Raw genomic sequence first — 21820 nt, 5'->3', positions numbered from 1 at the left:
TAGAGACGAGATCTCCCCCGACCCCGCGTGTAATGCTGCCACAGGGCGGCATTTATGCACTCCCACAAGCGCACTTCTTTTAACCGAACCGCCTCATTGGCGGTTGGCGTCGCGCAATCTCCTGCGACACCATGGGCGTATGCACACGCCGCCGGACGCCGCCGCCACCCTCTACTCACCGGGTGAACTACCCGCCGAGTTGACCGCCGAACCCTCGCTGATTGTGTCCGATATCACCGAACGCGCGGGCCGCGCACTCGACGAACTCCTCCCGCCCCCGGAGGCCGCGCTGTGGGACGAGGCGCCGCGTTTCGTGCACTTCCCCTGGCGTAATGCCCTCGTCAAGATCCCCGGTCCGCGCACGTTCCGACGACTCCGGCTCGACCGCAACCGACACAAGCTGACCGCCGCACAGCAGAGCGCCGCCGGCAACCTCCGGATCGGCATCGTCGGTTTGAGTGTGGGACATGCGATATCGCTCACCCTCGCGCTCGAAGGACTTGCCGGCGAATTACGTCTGGCCGATTTCGACGAACTCGAACTGACAAATATGAATCGAATTCCGGCCACGCTCATGGATATTCATGACAACAAGGCGGTGATTGCCGCGCGGCGGATTTCTGAGATCGATCCCTATCTCACAACCGCCGTATACTCCGACGGAATAACAACCGAGAACATCGATGAATTCCTCGACGGCCTCGATCTCGTCGTCGAAGAATGTGATTCCTTCGATGTGAAGGTGCTCGTCCGCGAGAAGTGCCGTTCGCGCGGAATCCCCGTCCTGATGGAAACCAGTGACGGCGGCACTCTCGATGTCGAGAGGTTCGACCTCGAACCCGACCGGCCTCTTTTCCACGGTCTGGCGGGCGATCTGCGGATCGAGGATCTCGTCGGACTCGACCGCGCGTCCTTGACCCCACTGGCCGTTCGGGTGCTCGAGCCGACGAAGGTCACCGCGCCGATGGCGGCGTCGGCCATCGAGCTCGGCCACACGGTCACCGCCTGGCCGCAACTCGGCGGCGATGTCCTGCTGGGCGGTGCCACGGTGGCCGCGGCGGTTCGGCGCCTCGTCCAGGGCAAGCCCCTGCGCTCGGGACGGGTCCGATTCGATCGCGACTCGTGGCTCGACGGTCTCGAGGACCCGATCGGGACAGCTCTGCCGGATGGTGGTCGGCAGACGGCGGCGGCACCCGAACCGCTGCCACCCAACGAGCAACCGCCCGTCGAGGCGATGACCGACCTCGAGCTCGTCCTGCACGCCGCGAGGCGCGCGCCGTCGGCGGGCAACCAGCAGCCGTGGCAGATCACCGCCGACGAGGATGCCGTCACCATCACTCTGGACCGTACGCGTACCTCGACCCTGGATGTCGGACACCGGGCGTCCGCGGTGGCGGTGGGCGCGGCGCTGTACAACGCACGGATCGCGGCGACCGCGCGTGGTGTGCTCGACGACATCGAGATCGTCGACGACGCCGAGACCCTCGCCGGTCGGGCCCGGTTGAAGGGCCTCGACACCGGTTCACGGTCGCCGGAGGCGGAGGCCGAACTCAGCGCGCTGCTCGCTCGCGGAACCCGACGCGGTGTCGGGGACGGGTCCCCGCCGTCGGACGACGACGTCGCCCGGTTGCGCGACGCCGCCACCAGCGACCGGACCCGCCTGCTGGCGCTCACCGACCGCGCGGACATCGACCGCTATGCATCGATCATCTCCCGCTCGGATCGCGCCCGGTTCCTGACGCCGGAGCTGCACGGCGAGATGTTCGAGGAGCTGACCGACGACCCGGCCGCCGCCGAGGGCATCGACGTCGCCTCGCTCGACCTGCCACCGGCCATGGCGGGCATGTTCGACGTGCTGCGCCGCGCCGACGTGATGGCCCTGCTCGACGAATGGGGTGGCGGCACCGCGCTCGGCGCCGACGCCGGCTCCCGGGTCGCGTCGTCGTCCGCGGTGCTGGTGCTGGTGCAGCGGGGCACATCCGCCGGGGACTATCTGCGCGGCGGGATCGTGGCGGAGCAGTTGTGGGTCGCCGCCGAGCGGCTCGGCTACGACGTGCATCCGATGACGCCGACGTTCCTCTATGCCGGCGACGACGAGACCGCGCGCGGGTTGTCGAGCAATCACGGCGACGAACTGGCCGCCCTGCGCCGCGAGATGCTCGACACGTGGCCGCTCGACGCCGACGAGGCACCCACCATCGTGCTGCGGCTGTCGCGCGCGGATTCGCCGTCGGTGGTGAGCCGGCGCCTGCCCACGGGCTCGTGAAAGGGCGGGACTAGGGCTGGCCGGGGTTGAGCTTGATGAACAGCGCATCCATCTCGGCGCAGAGGCGATCGCCGTGGTGCAGGGTGCCCCTGACGAAGACCTTGCGGCCCTCGACACGCTCCGCCCAGGCGTGGATGCGCAGCGGGGTGTTCAGGGGCGTGATGGACCGGTACTGCACGTTCAGGTAGGCGGTCCGGCTGACGTGCTGGATCGCGACCGCCGACGCGAAGCCGCCCACGTCGTCGAAGGCGACGGCCACCTGTCCCCCGTGCGCGGCGTTGTTTCCGCCGAGATGGAAGTCGCGGAACGTCAGCTCGGCGACGACCCCGGTGTCGCCGACCTCGGTGACGACGTAGGGCGGCAGGGTGATGTTGCCCCGTGAGGGCAGGTCGATGCGGGTGCCGGCCGGCGAATGCCATTCGTCGATCCGGACTTCGGCGAGCCGTTCGTTGACGGCGGCCAGCCGGTCAATGAGGTCGTCGACCAGCGCGTCGTCCGGGCAGGCGTAGCGAGCGTTGTCCATGAGCAGGCGGACCTGCTCGCTGAACTCACCGTAGCGGGGCCCGCCACGCTCGGTGGTGATGGCCGTATGAGCCCGGAAACCCCCTTCGTGGGGATCCTCTTCGACGGTCTCGACGGCGCGATCGTTCGCTTCAGTCACCGGTCAACCGTATAAGAGGCAACGGTGCCGCGACCTAGTCGGTGTCGGTGTGCCGGTGATCGAACGACCCGCTCGCAGCGCTCCCGGCGCCGCGACGATGTTCGGCGAGATCGACGCAGACCTTTCCACGAGCCAGCCGCCGCGTGGACTCCGGTATGTAATCCGGCACCCCACGCGGCCCGCGTTCCTTCTCGTCTCGGATCCGGACCGCCCTCCCGACGATCACCGCGACCGCCGCGGACACGACACACCACGCGCCCCCGATGATCAGAATCCACCCCCATACAGCCATACGTACAGCTAATCACCCCAAACTGAGATTTCGGTGATGTTCGACCCGACGGCGGACCGCCATCCAATACTTGAATGCAATCCGCGTCGAAGCTGTGTCGACTTCGTGACCTCCGCCCACCAATCCGTACGGCGTCGGGCACGGTGGGTTCGGCGGAGGCGGCGTCGATAGGCTGACCCCATGACTGCGACGTCAGAAACCCAGGGACCCGCCGACCAGCCGTTCGACCCGTCATCGTGGGCGGCGGTGCCCGGCTTCGACGATCTGACCGACATCACCTATCACCGCCATGTCGGCGAGGGGCGCGAGCACGGCATCGTGCGCGTCGCATTCGACCGCCCCGAGGTCCGCAACGCCTTCCGTCCGCACACCGTCGACGAGCTGTACCGCGTCCTCGACCACGCGCGGCGTTCGCCCGACATCGGCACCATCCTGCTCACCGGCAACGGACCGAGCCCCAAGGACGGCGGATGGGCCTTCTGCAGCGGCGGCGATCAGCGCATCCGCGGACGTTCCGGTTACCAGTACGCCACGTCGCACGACGACGACGTCGCAGCGGCCGGCGCCGACACCGTCGACGCGGCACGGGTGAGGGCCGAGGGCGGGCGCCTGCACATCCTCGAGGTCCAGCGCCTCATCCGGACGATGCCCAAGGTCGTCATCGCGGTCGTCAACGGCTGGGCGGCCGGCGGCGGGCATTCCCTGCACGTCGTCTGCGACCTGACCCTCGCGTCGGCCGAGCACGCCCGCTTCAAGCAGACCGACGCCGATGTGGGTTCCTTCGACGCGGGCTACGGAAGCGCGTATCTCGCCAAGCAGGTCGGACAGAAGTTCGCGCGCGAGATCTTCTTCCTCGGGGAGGCCTACGACGCCGAGACCATGCACCGGATGGGCGCGGTCAACCGCGTCGCCCCGCACGCCGACCTCGAGGCCACCGCCATCGAATGGGCGCGCCGGATCAACAGCAAGTCCCCCACCGCCCAGCGCATGCTGAAGTTCGCGTTCAACCTCACCGACGACGGCCTCATGGGTCAGCAGGTCTTCGCCGGCGAGGCCACCCGCCTGGCCTACATGACCGACGAGGCGGTCGAGGGGCGCGACGCCTTCCTCGAGAAGCGCGACCCGCGCTGGGACGACTACCCGTACTACTACTGATCGGCCCCGCAGGCGGGGACGTCGACCTTCACGGTCGGGTCGTCGACGAGCGGCTGGATCGGCACCTCGGCGTCGCCGTGGGCCGAGGTGGGCTCGTCGATCTTGAGGACGATCGTGGCGGTCTGCCCCGGCGCGATGCCCACGCGGGTCGAGTAGTACGGGCGGCCGTGCAGCGTCTGCTCGACGTAGAAGGCGCCGCCGTCGCCGAGGGTCATCTCCTTCAGCACCGCGCCCTTGGTCGCCAGGAACTCCACGTTGGCGAGGTTGGTGCCCTTCTTCACCGACAGTTCGGTGCCGAGGTTCCCGGCGACGTAGTCGGTGGTGTCGGTGGTGTCGAGCGTGTTGGTGAGTTTCACCGTGATCGTCGACTCCCGCGTGTCACCGTCACATCCACCCGAGGAGTAGCTGATCTCACGCCGGAGGTAGTAATCCAGTTTCGTCCCCGACGCGTTGCCGACGGCCACCTGCAGGTAGGGCGAGGAGGTGTCGGAGATCTGGTGCCCGAGCTTGGTCGACTCCAGGATCCGCTGGTTGTCGGCGTCGGTGCTGTAGATCATGATCCGCCGCTCGTGGACACCGCGGCCGAGTGCCTCCAACAGATCCCGGGTACTCCCGCCGGACGTGACGAGTTTGTTCACGACGGCCTGGGAGATGGACTGCAAGTAATCTTTTCGCGCCGCGTTGTCGTCGGCGAAGCGCTGATAGGCCGTGGACAGGGTGATCGGGACGACGTTGTCGGCGGTGATCTTCTCGCGGCCCACCGACACCGGCCCGACCACCTCGAGGACGTACTTCAGCGCGATCGGGTCCAGCGCGATCGCCCCGTCGAGCTGCCGGCCGGTCTGTGCCCGCCAGTTCGCCAGCCAGATCTGTGCGGCGTCGGGGAAGTGGGCGCTGAGGTTGCCGTTCCGGAAGTCGGTGTAGGGCCGGTAGTACGAGTAGACGGCGTCGTACTCGGGCCCCAGGTTGATCTGCGGGGTCGCCGGGTCGCGGAACTCCGAATTGGCGCCGAGCTCGGGTATCGTCACGCGGCCCCCGGTCGCGTTCAGCACCGCGAAACCGCCGACGAGACCACCGGTTCCGCGCGCCTCGGACGGCGTCTGGAACGCCATGAAGTAGTTGCGGGGACCGTCGGCGCCCAGCATCGACGGGACGAGTTGGGCGGCGATGTTCGTCGCCTGCACCGTCGAATCGGCGGCATCGACCTGCTCGGCGAGCTGATCCCGGGCATCGGCCACCACGCCGAGCCAGCTCGGCTCGATCGCCGAGACCTGCGCGGCCACCTCCGCCGACTTCTCGGCGACCGACTGCAGGGCCGGCTGGGCCTCGCGCAACAGAGCCAGGTTCACGGTGTTCCCGGTACGCAGACGATTCGGGTCGAGCACGGTCGCGAGATCGGCGGCCGGCACCAGCACGTCACCCGAGAGCGCGGCCACCGCGTCGCTCATCTCCTGCACCGACTTCAGCGGCGAGCCGACGACCGGCACGGCCGCGGCCGCCGACCACAGGAAGCCGGAGCTCCGGTCCTCGGCGTCCTGGGCGCGCGCGGTCGCCGCCTCGGCGGCCTGCCGGGCACCGGCCTGATCACCGTCGAGCATCAGGGCCCGGGCCCGGCTCGCATCCGCCCGCACCGACTCCAGGTCGTCGCGGACCTGGAACGCCGAGTACGCCAGCCACACCATGGCCGCCGCGACCAGCACCAGCAGGACCGCGACGATCTGGACCACGCGGTTGCCCGCCACCCGCCGGATCATCGGCCCTCCCCCGCGACCCGCTCGGTCGCGGATGAGGGGGCCTGTGCCGCCAGCCACGCGACCACCGCCGTCACCTTCGGCTCGACCTCGGCGAACACGCGGTCGAAGTCCTCGCGCGGCCGGCCCATCGGGTCCACGATGTCGAGCAGGTCGGAGTTGGGGTCGAGGCGCCCGCGACCGGCGATGATCTCCGGCAGCGCGCCGAGGTCGCAGAGTGCGGCGAACTCGGTCAGCGTGAACACCCGCTTCCACCGCGCCGGCGCCATCTGCTGCGCCGCGGCACGGTGTTCGCGACTCATGCACAGCACCAGGTCGGACTCCACGAGCATCGGCGGACGGAGATACCGAGACTCGAATCCTGCGGCGTCGTAACCGTTCTCGATCAACACGGCCGAAGCGTGCGGATGGATGGGCTGGCCGTTGAGCGCTCCGACGCCGGCACTGGTCGACGTCACGGGGACACCCGCCCGGCCGGCGAGACCGGTCAGCACGCGTTCGCCGATCGGCGAACGGCAGATGTTCCCCGTACACACGAACAGGATCGACATCGGCGGCGCCGCCGTGTGATCGGATCCGGTCACCATTCCTCCTCGATTCTGCGGGCCACCCGCGCCATCACTTCCGACTGCCCCAACTGCGCATGCGTTGCGGCGGCGGGCATCACGTCGACGACCCCCACTCCGCCCGGATCGACCACCCGTACCCAGTTCTCCGGATCCGGGTTGTCCTGCGCCGCGACGTAGACGACCTTGCCGACATCGACGGGACGCAGGTCATAGCTGCGGGCCGCGGCGGCCAGACTCCTCGTCCGGCCCTCGAAACGCCGCACCGCCTCGGGGTCGTGCCGCTCGGCCAGCTCCCGCAGCGGGTGGTCCGCGGCGCGCAGCTCCTCGTCGTCCACGGTCCCGAGTTCGGCCGGGGTACGGGGGTCCAGCAGCACCAGCAGCGCCACCTCCTCACCGAGTTCGACGAGCCGGCGGGCGATCTCGTGGGCGATCACACCACCGACCGACCATCCGACGAGCCGGTACGGCCCCTGCGGCTGGGTCGCCCGGATGGCCTCGACGTGCAGCTCCGCGATGCCCTCGACCGTCGGCGGGAGTTCCCGGCCGGGGAGTACGAGTTCAGGCAGTTGCAGGCCGAACACCGAGGCCGATCGCAGGGAGTCGCCCAGCACCCGGAACGGTTCGACGATGCCGGCCGCGGTGTGCACACACCAGACCTCCGGGCGCCGGGCCGAGGAGTCCGGTGAGAGGGACACGACGCGTTGCGCCGGAAGCTCCACGCCGGCAGGCCCGTCCACCAGTCGGGCGACCTCGGCCGGTGTGCGGTGGCTGAACAGGTCCGCCGCGTCGAGGATGCGCCCGGTCCGGGCGGCGAGCTCGTCACGCAACTGCAGCAGGGCGAGCGAATGCCCGCCGGCGGCGAAGAAGTCGTCGTCCATCCCGACGTGTATCCCGGCACCGCCGTCGGCCGCGTCGAGACCCGCCGCATCGCGACCGAGTGCGGGCTGACCGAGGACGGTGCGGAAGGCCTCGAGAACCGCTGCCTCGGTGTCGTTCTCGGGGTCGCGCCGGGACTCCGACCAGATCGGCTCGGGTAGCCGTCTCGTGTCGATCTTGCCCGCACCGCTGAGCGGCAGGTCATCGAGTGCGACGATCCGGCTCGGCACCATGTGCCGCGGCAACGACGACCGGCACACGGCCTGGAGCTCGGCGACCGGCACCGACGGCGACACCACGTAGGACACGAGGGCCGGTCCCACCGGGCCCTGCCGCAACACCGTCGCCGAACGTTCGGCGCCCGCCCGCACGAGCACCGCATCGATCTCGGCGGGCTCCACCCGCTGCCCGCGGATCTTGACCTGACGGTCCGCCCGGCCGACGTAGACCAGCTCACCGGTGTCGCGGTCCCACCGCACGAGGTCGCCGGTCCGGTAGCGCCGACCGCCGCCGGGGCCGGCGACGAAGTTCGCGGCGGTGAGCGCCGGGTCGCCGAGATAGCCTCGGGCGACTCCGGTTCCACCGATGTACAGCTCGCCCACGACGCCCGGCGGGACGTGGCGCAGCTGCGCATCGAGCACCTCGGCACCGATGCCGGGGCGCGGATGCCCCAGCCGGATCGGGTCGCCCCGGCGGTGGGCGCTGGTGGACACCGTCACCGTCGTCTCGGTCGGGCCGTAGATGTTGAGGACCTGTGCGTGCTCCGACCACGTCGTGGCGAGATCGGCCGACAGGGCCTCGCCGCCGATGTACACCAGTCGCAGCGCACCGATGGCCGCCGGGCGGAGGGTACGGATCACCGACGGTGTGGCGGTGAAGACGCTGACGCGCGTGTCGTCGAGGAACCGGGTGAGATCGTCTCCGCCGGCGATCCCGGCGGGAACCACCACGAGGGTCGCGCCCGCCGCGAGCGGCAGCAGCATGTCGTGGAACGTCGCGTCGAAGCCGGGACTGATGGCCATTCCGACCCGGTCGGTCGGTTCGACGTCTCCGAGCGAGGCCACCCGGTGGACTCCGCGATGGGTCACGCCGACGACGTTCGGGGTGCCGGTGGTACCCGACGTGGTGATGATGTAGGCCAGCGCGTCCGGTGACACCGGCGTGACCGGTTCGGACACCACCGGTTCCGTCGGTCGTCCGGGTATGTCGGCGGGCGTGAGCACACTCGCGCCCGCACCGGAGACCACATGATCGATCCGGGCAGCGGGGTAGGTGACATCGACCGGTACGCACACGCCGCCGATTCGGCTGACCGCCCAGATCGCGACCACCGACTCGATCGACCGCGGCACCACCACCGCCACCGCGTCGCCGGCGCCGAGGCCCCGCTGCCGCAACGCGCGCGCGGTCACCGACACCCAGCCGTCGAGCTCGCGGTAGGTGAGCGACCTGCTCTCGTCGGCGATCGCGGGACGGTCCGGGAACGTCGCGACGGCTTCGGTGAGGAGCTCGGCGAGCAGCGGTTCGGCCCCCGTCACCGATGACGACCGCGCACGGCTGGCGACGAAGCGCCGCTCCGCGCCGGTGAGCGGTTCGATCGACGCGAGGCGGCGCGCGGGCTCCCCGACCACCGCGGCGACCGCCGCGACCAGGCGCTCGCCGAGGGCGCGTATCGCGCTCTCGTCGAACAGTTCCCGGCCGTGGTCGACACGCAACCGCCAGCCGCCCGCGTCGGGTACCGCCACGACGTGGATGTCGAACTCGCTGCGCGGCAAAAGCCACGCGTCGTCCGAATCGGCGTCCGCGGGAACCGAATCCGACATCGGCGGCTCCGGCGCGCCGGCCGGGTCCGCGAGCGAGAACGCGACCTGCACCAGCGGATGGCGTCCGGGGACGCGCGGCGGATCGATCAGTGCGACAACATCGTCGAACGCGATGGCCGCGTGATCGAGGGCCGCGAGGTCGTCGTCGCGGACGCGTGCGATCAGCTCGCCGACCGTCATGCCGGGGACGACCCGGGTGCGCAGCACGACGGTGGAGATGAGCATGCCCACCGTGCCGGCGGTGCCGGAGTCGCGACGCATGGACGCCGGTGTGGCCAGGGCGATGTCGTCGGACCCCGACTGAACCGCGAGGGCCAGCACCACGGCCGCGTGCAGGATGTGGAACTCGCTCGCGTGCGCCCGCCGCGCAGCCGACGACACCGCCTGTCCGACATCGCCGGCCAGCGGATACTCGATGGTCGAGGTCCGGAGGTCACGAACGGCGGGCCGTCGCTGCGCGAGATCGAGTTCCCCGCTGTGCCCCTCGAGAGCACGACGCCAGAAGTCCAGCAGATCGGCCCGGGACCGCTCTTCGTCGGCCACCATCTGTCGGGCGACCGTCGCGAATCCGGTCGGTGCCGGACCGAGTTCGAGGCCGGCGAGGAGGAGTCCGAGCTCGCGCTGCGCGATGGCGGCGGACTCGCCGTCCATCGCGATGTGGTGCGCGACCATCACGACCGCCACCGGGGTGAGCTGGTCGTCGCCGGTGACCAGCCACACCCGAACCGGCGGCTCGCCGGTGAGATCGAAGGGCTCCCCGAGCATCCCGATGCCCGCGGCGGTCGCGAGCTCGGTCGTGCTCACCCGCTGCAGGGGCGGTCGCCATGCCCCGAGAACCCGCTGTCGGGGCCCGTCCGGGGTGGCGAGATACCGGGTGCGCAGCGCCGGATGGCGGTCGACGAGCGTCTCGACGGCGGTGATCACGGCGGGTTCACCGGTGCCGACGGGGATGGGCACCACCACGGGCACCGCGTAGATCGGCACGGCGCCCAGCATCTGCGCGCCCACCCACATCCGACGCTGCGTCGGGGCGAGCGGCAGGTCGCCGAGGTCGGTCTCGGGCACGGCCGTGTCCGTCCGGTGCGACACCGTCGCGTCCATCGGCGCCGATGCCGAGGCAGCGCGGGCGGATTCCTCGTCGGGAAGGTCCGACACCGCCTGCGCGAGGGCGACCGGGGTTGGGTTCTCGAAGAGCAACCGGGTGGGCACGCGGACGCCGAGACGACGCCCCAGAGCGGAGGTCACCCGGGTGGCCGACAGCGAGGTCCCGCCGAGCGTGAAGAAGTCGTCGGTGTCCCCCACCGACCCCGGCGTCACCTCCAGCACCTCGGACATCACCTCGGTGATCGCCACGACGAGCGAGGTCGGGGACGCTCCGCGCGAGGACGGAAGCGACGACGCGGACAGCGACCGGCCAGCGTTCGACGTTCCCGGCAACCGTTGCGCCACAGATTCTTCGGTCAGCGGACCGGTGGCCCCCGGGAACGGTTGCTCGGCGTCGCCGGCGGCGGCGAGCACGAATCTGCGGAAGTCGTCGAGCAGGGTGCGGGCGACGTCGGCCGGGACGGCTGCGGAGTGCACGACGGTGATGTGCAACTCGTCGTCCCGTTCGGCGAGGACGACCTCGATGTCGAACTTGGCGTCGACCGTGGCCGTGAACTCCGGGATCAGGGTGGCCACCACGGAATCCGCCCCGGTTCCCGGATGATTCGACGACGGACCGGCGAGCACGACCTCGCCCGACGACTGGGGCACGACGTCCTGGTTGACCAGCAGCACCGAGATCAGCGGATCCCCCGCGGCCCGACCGTCGGGGCGGACCGTGCGGGCGACGTCCTCGTAGGGGACCTCGCTGTGGGGCTGGGCGGCGAGGGCGGCATCGCGTGCCCGCTCGACGGCCTCGCGGATCGTCAGGTCCGGATGCAGGCCGGTCCGCAGTGCGACGGTGTTCACGAACATGCCGACCACCGACTCCCACTCCGGCGCAAGCCGGCCGTGCACCGGTACGCCGATCAACAGGTCCCACTCACCGGTCCACTGCCCCAGCACCGTCGCGAGCGCGGCGTGGGCGACCTGGAAGATGCTCGCCGACAACGTCTTCGCGGTCTGGTGCAGGGCATCGGTCCCCACGATGGTGGTCGACAGTCGCCCGGTGGCGCCGCCTCGTACCGCCTCGTGGAGATCGGGGTCGTCACCGTCGAGGTCGACGCTGCCCGGCAACCGGAGCGGCCCGGGGGCATCGGCGAGGGTCGAGGCCCAGAACCGCAGCTCCCGCGCGTATCTGCTGTGCGGATCGGACGGATCGCCGAGCCGTGCGATCTGCCATTGAGTGAAATCGGCGTACGTGAACGCCTCGTCGGCGGGCACCGACAGCCGCTGGCCGTCGTACGCGCGGAGGAGGTCGGTGAGCAGCACCCGGATCGACCACCCGTCGATCGCGATGTGGTGCAACACCGCCGCCAGATGCGTGTGGGGGTCCTCGGCCGAGTCGAGTTCGAAGACCGCGGCCCGGAACCCCGACTCGGACTCGAGGTCGAAAGGCCTGCGCAGGAAGTCGTCGATCTGTCGGCGGAGCCCCTCGGGACCCGCCTCGGCGTCGACGAGGCGATGTCGCAGCACCGGACTCCGGTGCTCGATCCGGCGTTGCCGCGGACCCGACGGCGAATCGGGATAGACGGTCCGGAGGACGGCGTGCGCCGCCACCACCTCGTCGACCGCCTTCCGCAGGCGGGCGAGGTCGACGCGGCCACGGATCCGGAGCACGACGGGAACGTGGTAGGCAGTCGAACGCGGATCGAAATGGTGGTGGATCCACATGCGCCGCTGCGGATATGCCAACGGCAACAGCTCCGGCACCGGCAGCCTCGCGGGAGACGGCTCGGACGCCGACCCACCTGCGGTGTCGCGGATATCGTCGACGCGCCGGGCGACCCCGGACAGCGTGCGCGCCTCGAAGATCACGCGGACCCCGATGTCCGCGCCGGTCGCCGCGGTCAGCCTCGACGTCACCTGCGTGGCCGACAGCGAGGTGCCCCCCTCGGCGAAGAAGTCGGAATCGGCGTCCAGGGACTGCACGGGACGTCCGAGGACCTCCGCCCACACCGTGGACACCAGCTCTTCGGTGACCCCCGACGGCTGACGCCCCGCACGGGCCGTCGGACTCCCTGTGGTGCCGGCGAAGTCAGGATCGGGCAACGCGGCCACGTCGACCTTGCCGTTACGCCCGATCGGCAGCGCGGACGCCGGCACGAACGCACTCGGTATCATGCTGCGCGGCAACAGGTGTGCCAGTTGCCGTGGCAGGTCCGCGACCTGGCCGCCGTCCTCGGCCACCACCCACGACACCAGGATCTTCTCCCCCGACGGGCTGGTCCTCGTCGCGGTCACCGACGTCGCGACACCGGGCAGCCCCGACAACGCCGCGTCGACCTCGCCCGGTTCCAGACGCACGCCGCGGATCTTCACCTGGTCGTCGGTGCGGCCGTGGATCACGAAGGTGCCGTCGGGACGGCGATGGACGAGGTCGCCGGTCCGGTACATCCGCCCGCCGTCGACGCGGGGATCGGCGACGAACCCGCGCGCCGTGGCGGCCGGATCGTCGAGATACCCACGCGCCAGGCAGTTCCCGGCGAGGTAGAGCTCACCGACCGTGTGATCGGGAACCGGCCGCAGCGCATGATCGAGCACGTACATGCCGACGCCCTGCAGAGGCACCCCGATGTGTACCGGCCCGCTCGCCGCGCTCCCGTATCGCGCGCTGCTCACCGCGACCGTGGCCTCGGTGGGGCCGTACTCGTTGCTCAGCGTGTGCTCGACCGTCCAGTCCCGGACCAGCCCGGCGCCGAGCGCCTCACCGCCGACCGCCACGTGCCGGACGCCGGGCAGTTCGTCCGGGCTCAGGGTCGCCAGCACCGACGGCGTGGTCAGCAGGACGCTCACGCGTTCGGCGTCCACGAACTCGGCGAGCTCGTCGGCTGCGATGACGTCGGGCGGGCACACGACGATGGCCGCGCCGGCGACCCGAGGCGGCACGAGACCCATCAGGTGCGCGTCGAATCCGGTTGCGTACGTGTGCAATACCCGGTCGGACTCGTCGAGCCGGAGACGGGCCACGGTGTCCCGCGCCCAGTCGGAGAGACCCCGATGGGTCACCTGGACCCCCTTGGGCAGTCCGGTGGTTCCCGACGTGAAGGTGATGTAGGCGACGTCGTCCACCGACAGCGGCCGCACCCGCTCGGCGGTGTCGAACGGCGCCGGGTCCGAGGCGTCCGTGCCGGAATCGACTGCATCGGCGAGCAACTCGTCGAGCACGAGAACCGGCACGCTCGCGGGTACCGACTCTGCCGTCGCCGCGAGGGTGAGGACCGCGCGGGGCCGGCACCGCTCGATGATCATCTGCCGCCGCCCCGCGGGGTCCGCGGGATCGACGTTGACGAAAGCCGCACCCGCTCGGGCCACCGCGGTGGTCGCGATGACGCCGAAGGACGAGCGAGGCAGCAGTGCGACCACCACGTCACCCGGGCCGATCCCCGAATCGATCAGCGCGCGTGCGGCGAGCGTCGTCAAGCGGTCCAGCTCGGCGTTGGTGAGCGCGGAACCGGATCCGGGGACACGATGACGGCGATCGACGATCGCGATCGCCTGCGGATCACCGACGAGTCCCGCGGTCAGCAGCTCGTCGAGCGTCTCGGGACCGCGAGACGCGTTCTGGGCGTCGAGATCCGGCAGGGACGGGGCCGACCGGGCGGGGGCGAGCAACTCGGCGACCGGGCTGAGCGGCTCGCGCACCCCGCGCCGGATCGTCTCGACCACGAGGTCGCACAACGCATCCAGCCGCGCCGCGCTCGCCACCGCACCCGTGCACGCCATCGTCAGATGGAGTGCGCCGTCGCGGCGGAACATCGACACGTCCACCCCGAACAGCGGGACACCACCGAAGGGGATGCCGCCAGAACCACTGTCCCCGGACGAGATGACCCCGGGTGAGATGACCTCGAACCCTGCCGGGCTCACTGCCACGAGTTCGTCCGGGACGCTGCCGAACGAGACCTCGAACAGCGGCGTACCCGCCTTGACGCGTTCGGGGTCGGCGATCTCGGTGATCTCGGTGAGCGGGAGATCCGCGTGCGCGAACGCGCCGAGGTCGACCGCGGTGACCGCGGCCAGGAGGTCGACGAACCGAAGGTCGAGGTCGATCGGGGTGTGCAGCGGAACGGCACGGGCGAACAGTCCCGGTACGTCGAGCAGCTGCGGATCGATGCGCCCGGACAGTGCCGTGCCGATCGTGACGACGTCGGTGCCGGCCTGTCTCGCCAGAACCGCCGACAGCGCGGTGTGCACGACGATGAAGGGCGTGCTCTGTCTCGTCACGGCGAGCCCGTCGAGTACCTCGGTCTCGGTGCGGTCGAGGGTCCGGAGCGCGCGGTGCACCACCATCTGGTCCGAGGAGGACGGGTGAGTGGCCCCGGGGTCGAGCTCCGGCAGGCGCAGCGGTTCGACGGCACGATCGAACGCGGAGACCCAGTGCGCGACGAGCTCGTTCCGCCGCGCGGCCAATGTCCCGGCCCGCCACGCCGAGTACTCCCGGTAGTCGACTCCGCCGGCGGCCGGGAGTGTCCCGGCCAGTGCCGACTCGAGTTCTGCGAACAGGATCGGGAACGACTCACCGTCGACCGCGATGTGATGCGCGACGACGAGAAGCCAGGTCTGGCCGGCCATCTCGCCGATGCGCACCCGCCAGGGCAGCTCGGCGGCCAGGTCGATCGGGGCGTGCAGTGCACCCAGCGTCGCGGCCAACGACTCGTCGTCCGCGACCGGGACCGTCGTCGCCAGTTCGGCTTCCAGGACATCGAGGACGTCCTCGTCGCGGAGGCGGTGCTGCACCGGCCCGTCGACACCGACCGGGAACACGGTGCACAACGCGTCGTGTCGCGTCACGATCTCGACGAGGGCGCGGCGGAGAGCGTCCGGGCGTGCGTCGACCGGGAGCGCGAGCGGCATCAGGTAACCGGTGAAGTCCGGTTGGGTGCGCCACCGGAGCCACAGGTCCATCTGTTCGGGGGTGAGCGGCAGATCCGCACCGGCCACCGGAGTCACGAAGCCGGCGAGACCGGAGCGGACACCGTCGACGGCGCGGCCGGTCTGCGCCGCGGTCTCGAGGTGCGCGGCGAGCGCGGCGACCGTCGGGTGCGCGAAGACGTCGGCGACGGTGACGTGATTGCCTGCTCCGGCCAGGGCGGCCGCGAGCCGCGCCGCCGACAGCGAGGTACCCCCGGCCGCAAAGAAGTTGGTGTCCGCGGCGACGTCGGCATCGGTCCCGATCACCGCGCGCATGGCGTCCGCGATGGACTGCTCGACCGGCGTCAGCGCCCGCGACGACCTCGCGGCGGCCTCGGGGAGCATGCCGGTGAGGCGGCGGCGGTCGAGCTTGCCGGTCGGCGTCATCGGCCAGCCGTCGACGATCGCGACCCTGGCCGGAACCATGTGGCCGGTAAGGATGTTCGCGCAGAACCCGAGGATCTGTTCCTCGTTCAGGGCGTCCAGGACGTCGAAGTCGGCGAGACCGTCCTCCGTGACGAACGCGAGAAGCCGTTCGTCACCGTTCCGGTTCCCCGGATCCACTAGCACACGCGCGTCGCCGACGCCGGGCACGTCACGAAGCGCGGACACGATCTCGCCGAGTTCGATGCGGTGACCGCGGATCTGGACCTGGTCGTCGGTGCGGTCGAGATAGACCATGCGGCCACCGGCGATCTCGCGCACGCGGTCTCCGGTTCGGTACATCCGTCGTCCGGTACCACTCGGATCCGCGACGAATCTCGATGCGGTGGTCCCCGGTGCGTTGTGGTAGCCGAGGGTGACCTGATCGCCGCTGACGTACAGTTCGCCGACGGCGCCGACCGGGACCGGGCGGAGGTCGCGGCCCAGGATCGTCATCGCGACACCGTCGAGCGGGACGCCGATGTCGCTGCGATCGTCGTCGACGTCGACCTCGGTGGCCGTCAGGTGCACGGTCGTCTCGGTGATGCCGTACATGTTGACCAGCGCGACCTCGGGATGGGCGGCCGCCCAGTTCCGTAACAGGGCCGGCGACAACGGTTCCCCGCCGAAGACGACGGTCCGCAGCGCCGTCGGTCGAGAGTGCGGGACGGTGGCGGCCACCGACGGGTCGATGAGGTTGCCGAACGCCGTCGGGGTCTGTGAGCAGACGGTGACCCCGTACCGGTCCATCGCCGAGCCCAGCAGCCGTGGGTCGAGGACCGTCTCGCGCTCCAGCACGACGACGGAGCCGCCGGAGGCCAACGGGCCCAGGATCTCCCAGACCGAAAAGTCGAACGCATAGGAGTGGACCCAGCTCCACACGTCGTGATCGGTCGCCGCGATCGTGTCCAATGCGGCGCCGAGCATCGCCGCCAGGTTCGTCCGGGTCACCATCACGGCCTTCGGGGCACCGGTGGACCCGGAGGTGTGGATCACATAGGCCCCGCCCGGGACAGGTAGTGCTCGCACCTCTTCCGCGGCCGGGCGGACCTCGACCCCGGTCTCGATGAACGCGGCGGGGGCGGTGGCGGCCACGATCAGTTCGGTCCGGGACGGTGGGTCGCCGGGTTCGATCGGCACGTACACCGCGTCGGCCATCAGCACCGCGACGATGGCGATCACGGTGTCGGCACTCCGCGGAAGGATCAGGGCCACCCGATCCCCCTGCCGCACACCGTTCTCGCGCAACCTGTTCGCGACGGTCTCGGCGCGGTCGAGGAGTTCCCGGTAGGTCAGGGTCGTGTCACCGGCGATCACCGCCGTGGCCTCCGGCCGGGTCTCCGCCCGGCGCCGCAGTGCGTCGATCGGGTCGACGGGTGTGGTCCGCCGGGCCGCCCGGTCGGGTCGCGCCCGATCGACCGGGGCCGGCACGCATCGGGCGACGACCGACTCCGGCGGCGCGACGCCGAGCGCCACGACCGTCTCGACGAAACGATCCAGCAGATGCTCGGCGACGACAGTGTCGACTCGGCCGCCGGCGACGGTCAGCACGACCGACAGGCCATCCGGTTCTTCGAAGACGGTGAATTCCAGGGCGGTTCGTGCCTGCCCGCTCGGCAGCGTCTCGACATCGGCGAAGACGGCTGCCCCGGGGAGATCCGGCCGGGAGGCGTGGTAGGCGAAGATGACATCGGCGAGCCCGGTCGGCGCCGCGTCGGCGTGCGTGATCGCCGCGGTGAGGTCCGCTCCGACGCGGGCGAGGGCCTCCGCGACACCGCTGTGCCGCACGCCGGTGGTCCGCACCGGAACAGTCTCGACGAACATGCCCACCGGACGGAGTTCCTCGGTGGTGAACCGCCCCGCCACCGGCACCGACATCACGAGATCGTCGGAGTCCGTGTACTCCGCCACGGTGGCCGAGAGGGCCACGCACAGCAGGGTGTTCAGCGTCGTCCCGGCGTCCCGTGCACGAGTGGCGGCACTCTCGCGGGCGGCGAGACCGATGGTGCGGCGCAGGATGGTCGCCGGACCGGAGGTGAGCCCCGCCGGCAGCGTCCGCGCCGGTTCGGGCAACGCGATGCGGGCGGGGGCCTCACGCATCACCTTCGCCCAGTGGACTTCTGCCGCCGGATCGGTCACGTGCGGCCGTGCCGCGAGTACGGCGCCGAAACCCACGGCATCCTCGGCCCATATCGGCTCCGCGCCGTCGAGACGGGCGCGCAGCGCGTGCGCGAAGTCATCGACGACGATGTGCAGTGACCACTCGTCGATCGCGATGTGGTGGGCGACCAGGACGAGCTCGGTCCGTCCGCCGGTCTCGTCGACGATCGCGCGCCAGGGCAGATCCACCGTCAGGTCGAACGGGACCGAGACCGCGAGTTCGACTCCCGCGGCGTCGAGTGTGGCCGCACTGATCGGCGCGGCGGCACGCGCTTCGTCGACCGCGCGGACGACCGCGACCGGCTCCCCGTCGGCGTCGGGATACACGGTCCGCAGCGCCTCGTGCCGGGCCGCGACATCGACGAGGGCGGCCCGCACGACGTCGGCTGCGATGTTCTCGGCGAGAGCGAGGCGCACCGGGAGGTGATAGACGGTTGCGTGCATGTCGGCGCGGTTGAGCAGCCAGATCTCCTGCTGCGCCCGGGTCGGGCGGTAGCCGTCGGCTCCCGGGGTTCCCGGTGACTCCCCCGGTCCGATGCGGCGCGGCGCGGAGGCCTCGAGGACCGCAGCGAGCTCGGCGAGAGTCGTGACATCACCGAGATCGCGCACGCTCACGACGACCCGGAGCGTGTCGCCGAGGTACGTCGCCAGCTGCATGAACCCCAGCGAGGTGGCGCCGAGCTGGACGAGTTCGTCGTCCATCGACGGATCGGGTACGCCGAGAACGTCCGTCACCGCGTCGGCGACGGCGATCTCGATCGGTGTCGACGGACGACGTTGCGCGGCACGCGGTTCCGGAACCGCCGCGATCAGCGGGGCGGCGGCGGATCGATCGACGACGCCGTTCCGGTCGAGGGGCACCGAATCCAGGACGGCCACCCGGCGCAACCACTGAACGGCCGGCAGCTCGGCATTGACCCGGCGCCGTACCGCGGCCCGAACCCGTTGCGGGTCGCGACTTTCCGCTGTCCCCGTCACGCCGGGTCCGGTCTGCGCAAGGCGCAGCGCGATCCCGACACCGTCGTCGAGTACCGCCGCGGTCGCCGCCGCGACACCGGGTACCTCGGTGGCAGCACGCTCGAGGAGCGCGAGATCGACGCGGACGCCATCGATCTCGACGACATCGCCGGATCGGTGATCGATGACGAGGTCACCCGTCCCCGGTTCCCGGTGGCCCTTGTCCCCGGTGGCCACCATGCGCCGACCGGGCTGCCACGGACAGGCGACGATCATCGTCGCGGTACGCGCCGGATCGGCGGCGAAGTACTGCGGCGCACCGCTTCCCACGACGTAGACGTCGCCGGTGATCCCGGGGGGAAGGGGACGAAGCCGGTGGTCGAGGATCGCGACGTCGACCCCTGGCCGCGGCCGCCCACTCGGCAACGGCCGATCGATCGGCTGATCCGGCCGGATGCGTTCCGTCGCGGTGAAGGGCCCCAGCATGCCCCCCGGACCGTAGGTGCTCCGCAGGTCCCGTCCGAACGCGTGCCGGACGGTCGGGGCAGGCGCGGTGCCGGAGTCGACGACCAGCACGGTCGTCGCGTTGCCCGGCACCCCGTCGGCGAAAATCCCGGAGGGGACGATTCCGTGCGTCGCCAGGTCGGCGTCCGGGTCGACGAGTCGCAGCCCGTGCGCGGCGCACGCGACGATCTCGAGATGCGCCGCCCAGGAGGCCTTCGGCGCCGTGCACGCGAGTCGCCCATAGCCCGGGTCGGATGCGGCCGAGGCGAACACGCCGTCGGCGATGAGCCCCGCAACCGCCCGCTGCGTCATCGCGGCGACTCCCGCCGCCCCGACCACGAAGCACGCGGTGTCGTCCGGACGGGGCGCCGGGTATCCGGCCGCCGGCGCGACGCCGGACAGTCCGGCGAGCGTGTGCACGTCGCCCGCGCGGACACCGACCGGCGGGTCGGCGTCGTCGTCACCGATCACCAGCACCGAGCCGGCGGATGCGCCGATCGCATCCGGGATAGGTTGCGGCGCTGAAGGATCGAGCAGGAGTGCCGCGGCACCCGAGGCGGCGACGGCCCACCAGGCCAGCAGCCGGTCGGCATCCGACGCGACAGCGATGGCGACCGTGGCCCCGGGACGCGCACCGAGGGTGCGCAGCTGTGCGCCGAGTCGGCGCGCACGGGCGTGCAGTTGCTCGAAGGTGAGCAGCGCCGGTGACGACGTTCCGGGGAACTCGACAGCAGGCTCGTGCCGGCGACGGGCAGCGACGTCGGAGACGGCGTCCCAGACGGTGTCCGGGGCCTGGTCGAGTACCTCGCCCTCCGACGACAACCGGTACGAACCGTCATCGGGGAATCGCAGCGGGAGGTCGTCGACCCGGGTGTCCGGGGCGTGGAGGAATGCGTCGGCGAAAGTGTCGAGCATCGACAGGAATTGAGCGTGGTGTTCGGCGACCTCGGCGTCGTCGTACCGGTTGGGATTCGCCTCGACGCCGATCATCAGCGAGGAGTCCTGGTCCTCGCCGGGTACCGGGTAGATGTTGATCGTCAGATCGTCGGCCGGGCCCACGGTCAGGATGTGGAACGTGGCCCGCGCCTGCCCGCAAGGGAATTCGCGCTCGAACAGCATCAGGTTGAGCATCGGACCAGAACGTTCCTGGGCCGCCGTCCGCGGCGTCGCCCCGGAGGACTCGTCGCCGGCGATGTCGGCCCAGATGTCCTCGCCACGGTAACGCTGATGCCGCAGCGCACCCATGAGTGCGGCCTGGGTGGTCTGTAGCGCGTCGGCGACCGTGCCCGCTCCGGTGACCCCGGTCCGCAGCGGCACGATGTTGGCCACCGGCAGAGGTGTGGCCCGCAGCGCCGCGGTCGTCCGCGCGGCGACCGGGAACTGGAAGATGACCTCGTCGCCCTGTGCGGCCGCCCGGCCCAGGTAGGCGGCGAAAGCGGCGACGAGCACGTTCGGCAACATCGTCGAACCACGGTGTGCGGCCTCCCGCAGCCTCGCCATGGTGGCGGGCGGCACCGCGGACGCGACGCGTCGGGCCACCGCGGTCGGACGCCCCGGACGGTGTGCCAGCGTCGCGGCGATGCCGACGCCCGCCATGTTCTCCCGCCAGTACGCGCGGTCGGTGCCGAAACGCTTCGACCCGCGATACTCGGCGTCGGCCCGGGCCGGCAGATCCAGATCGACCGGCTTCTGAGGCGGAGCGGGCTCGCCGGTCACCGCCGCGTGATAGGCCGCCAGGGCCTCGACCATCCGGTCCTTGCCGCCCATACCGTCCGAGAGCAGGTGATGGCCACGGTTGTAGACCAGCGACTTGTCGTCGGACAGCCGGAACAGGCACCCGCGCGCGGTCCGGTCCACGCGCGGATCGAGCGGACGTGAATAATCCTGCGCCATCATCTCCTCGGCGACGGCACGCGGATCCGGTCGGTCACGGAGATCGATGATGTCCGCCCAGTAATGCAGGCCGGGGTCGTACACGCCGACCAGACCGTCGTCGGTGTCGACGAACCGGAGCTGGGTGAACTGCGCCCGCTGCACCACCTCGCTGGTCGCGCGCACGAACAATTCGGCGTCGATGGGACCGTCGATCTCGACGTACTGGGCGACGTTGATCGGCACATCAAGCGCTGCCTGCTGGGTGAACCACAGCGATCGCTGAGCGGCGCTGAGCGCGAACGGCCGCGGAGAGTTCGGTGCCACCGTGTCGGGATCGGGCGAGTTGTTCATGCGACGTCCCGGCGTTCGCACCTACGGCCGGAAAGACCCGGGCTCACGGGCCGGGCCGACCGTCTGATCCCCCCGGTCCCTGAACTGCCATGGTCGGCGC

7 protein-coding genes are annotated in these 21820 nt (G+C 70.8%); 2 read left to right on the top strand and 5 right to left on the bottom strand.

Annotated elements, in window-relative coordinates:
- Nucleotides 1-139: 139 nt before the first annotated feature.
- Nucleotides 140-2266 (top strand): Rv1355c family protein, encoded by a 2127-nt coding sequence (locus AC3B6C_RS12690; RefSeq protein ID WP_488372988.1) that lies wholly within the window; start codon nucleotides 140-142, stop codon nucleotides 2264-2266.
- 10 nt (nucleotides 2267-2276) lie between these two features.
- Here the strand turns inward: AC3B6C_RS12690 and AC3B6C_RS12685 are convergent, their stop codons facing one another.
- Nucleotides 2277-2927: a PaaI family thioesterase gene (locus tag AC3B6C_RS12685; RefSeq protein WP_488372987.1), complete on the bottom strand. Its 651-nt coding sequence runs from the start codon at nucleotides 2925-2927 to the stop codon at nucleotides 2277-2279.
- A 34-nt stretch (nucleotides 2928-2961) separates the two neighbouring features.
- A complete protein-coding gene (locus tag AC3B6C_RS12680) occupies nucleotides 2962-3219 on the bottom strand; it encodes a hypothetical protein (protein WP_193748569.1) in 258 nt (85 codons plus the stop codon).
- Nucleotides 3220-3399: 180 nt separating this feature from the next.
- On the opposite strand from AC3B6C_RS12680, the gene AC3B6C_RS12675 reads away from it, so the two are divergent.
- Nucleotides 3400-4374, top strand: coding sequence for a 1,4-dihydroxy-2-naphthoyl-CoA synthase (locus AC3B6C_RS12675; protein WP_488372986.1), 975 nt, complete (start codon nucleotides 3400-3402; stop codon nucleotides 4372-4374).
- Here the strand turns inward: AC3B6C_RS12675 and AC3B6C_RS12670 are convergent.
- From AC3B6C_RS12670 to AC3B6C_RS12660, 3 genes are read right to left on the bottom strand one after another with little or no spacing between them, the layout of a single operon-like run.
- Nucleotides 4368-6128, bottom strand: coding sequence for a DUF4012 domain-containing protein (locus AC3B6C_RS12670; RefSeq protein ID WP_488372985.1), 1761 nt, complete (start codon nucleotides 6126-6128; stop codon nucleotides 4368-4370). The two genes, AC3B6C_RS12675 and AC3B6C_RS12670, sit on opposite strands and share 7 nt — an antisense overlap.
- Nucleotides 6125-6712: a low molecular weight protein-tyrosine-phosphatase gene (locus tag AC3B6C_RS12665; RefSeq protein ID WP_488372984.1), complete on the bottom strand. Its 588-nt coding sequence runs from the start codon at nucleotides 6710-6712 to the stop codon at nucleotides 6125-6127. Before AC3B6C_RS12665 ends, AC3B6C_RS12670 begins: the two co-directional genes overlap by 4 nt.
- Nucleotides 6706-21720 carry an amino acid adenylation domain-containing protein gene (locus AC3B6C_RS12660; RefSeq protein ID WP_488372983.1) on the bottom strand — a complete coding sequence of 5005 codons (15015 nt, stop codon included), beginning with the start codon at nucleotides 21718-21720 and terminating at the stop codon, nucleotides 6706-6708. The genes AC3B6C_RS12665 and AC3B6C_RS12660 overlap by 7 nt, the downstream gene beginning before the upstream one ends.
- Nucleotides 21721-21820: the final 100 nt, after the last annotated feature.

The organism is Gordonia sp. 11cp, from assembly GCF_057767225.1.
This window is presented reverse-complemented; position numbering and strand designations above follow the sequence as displayed.

What these genes read in the sequence shown, in the direction of transcription:
- AC3B6C_RS12690 (WP_488372988.1), top strand. Translation starts at nt 140, where the DNA reads ATGCACACGCCGCCGGACGCCGCCGCCACCCTCTACTCACCGGGTGAA.
- AC3B6C_RS12680 (WP_193748569.1), bottom strand. Translation starts at nt 3,219, where the DNA reads ATGGCTGTATGGGGGTGGATTCTGATCATCGGGGGCGCGTGGTGTGTC.
- AC3B6C_RS12675 (WP_488372986.1), top strand. Translation starts at nt 3,400, where the DNA reads ATGACTGCGACGTCAGAAACCCAGGGACCCGCCGACCAGCCGTTCGAC.
- AC3B6C_RS12670 (WP_488372985.1), bottom strand. Translation starts at nt 6,128, where the DNA reads ATGATCCGGCGGGTGGCGGGCAACCGCGTGGTCCAGATCGTCGCGGTC.
- AC3B6C_RS12665 (WP_488372984.1), bottom strand. Translation starts at nt 6,712, where the DNA reads ATGGTGACCGGATCCGATCACACGGCGGCGCCGCCGATGTCGATCCTG.
- AC3B6C_RS12660 (WP_488372983.1), bottom strand. Translation starts at nt 21,720, where the DNA reads ATGAACAACTCGCCCGATCCCGACACGGTGGCACCGAACTCTCCGCGG.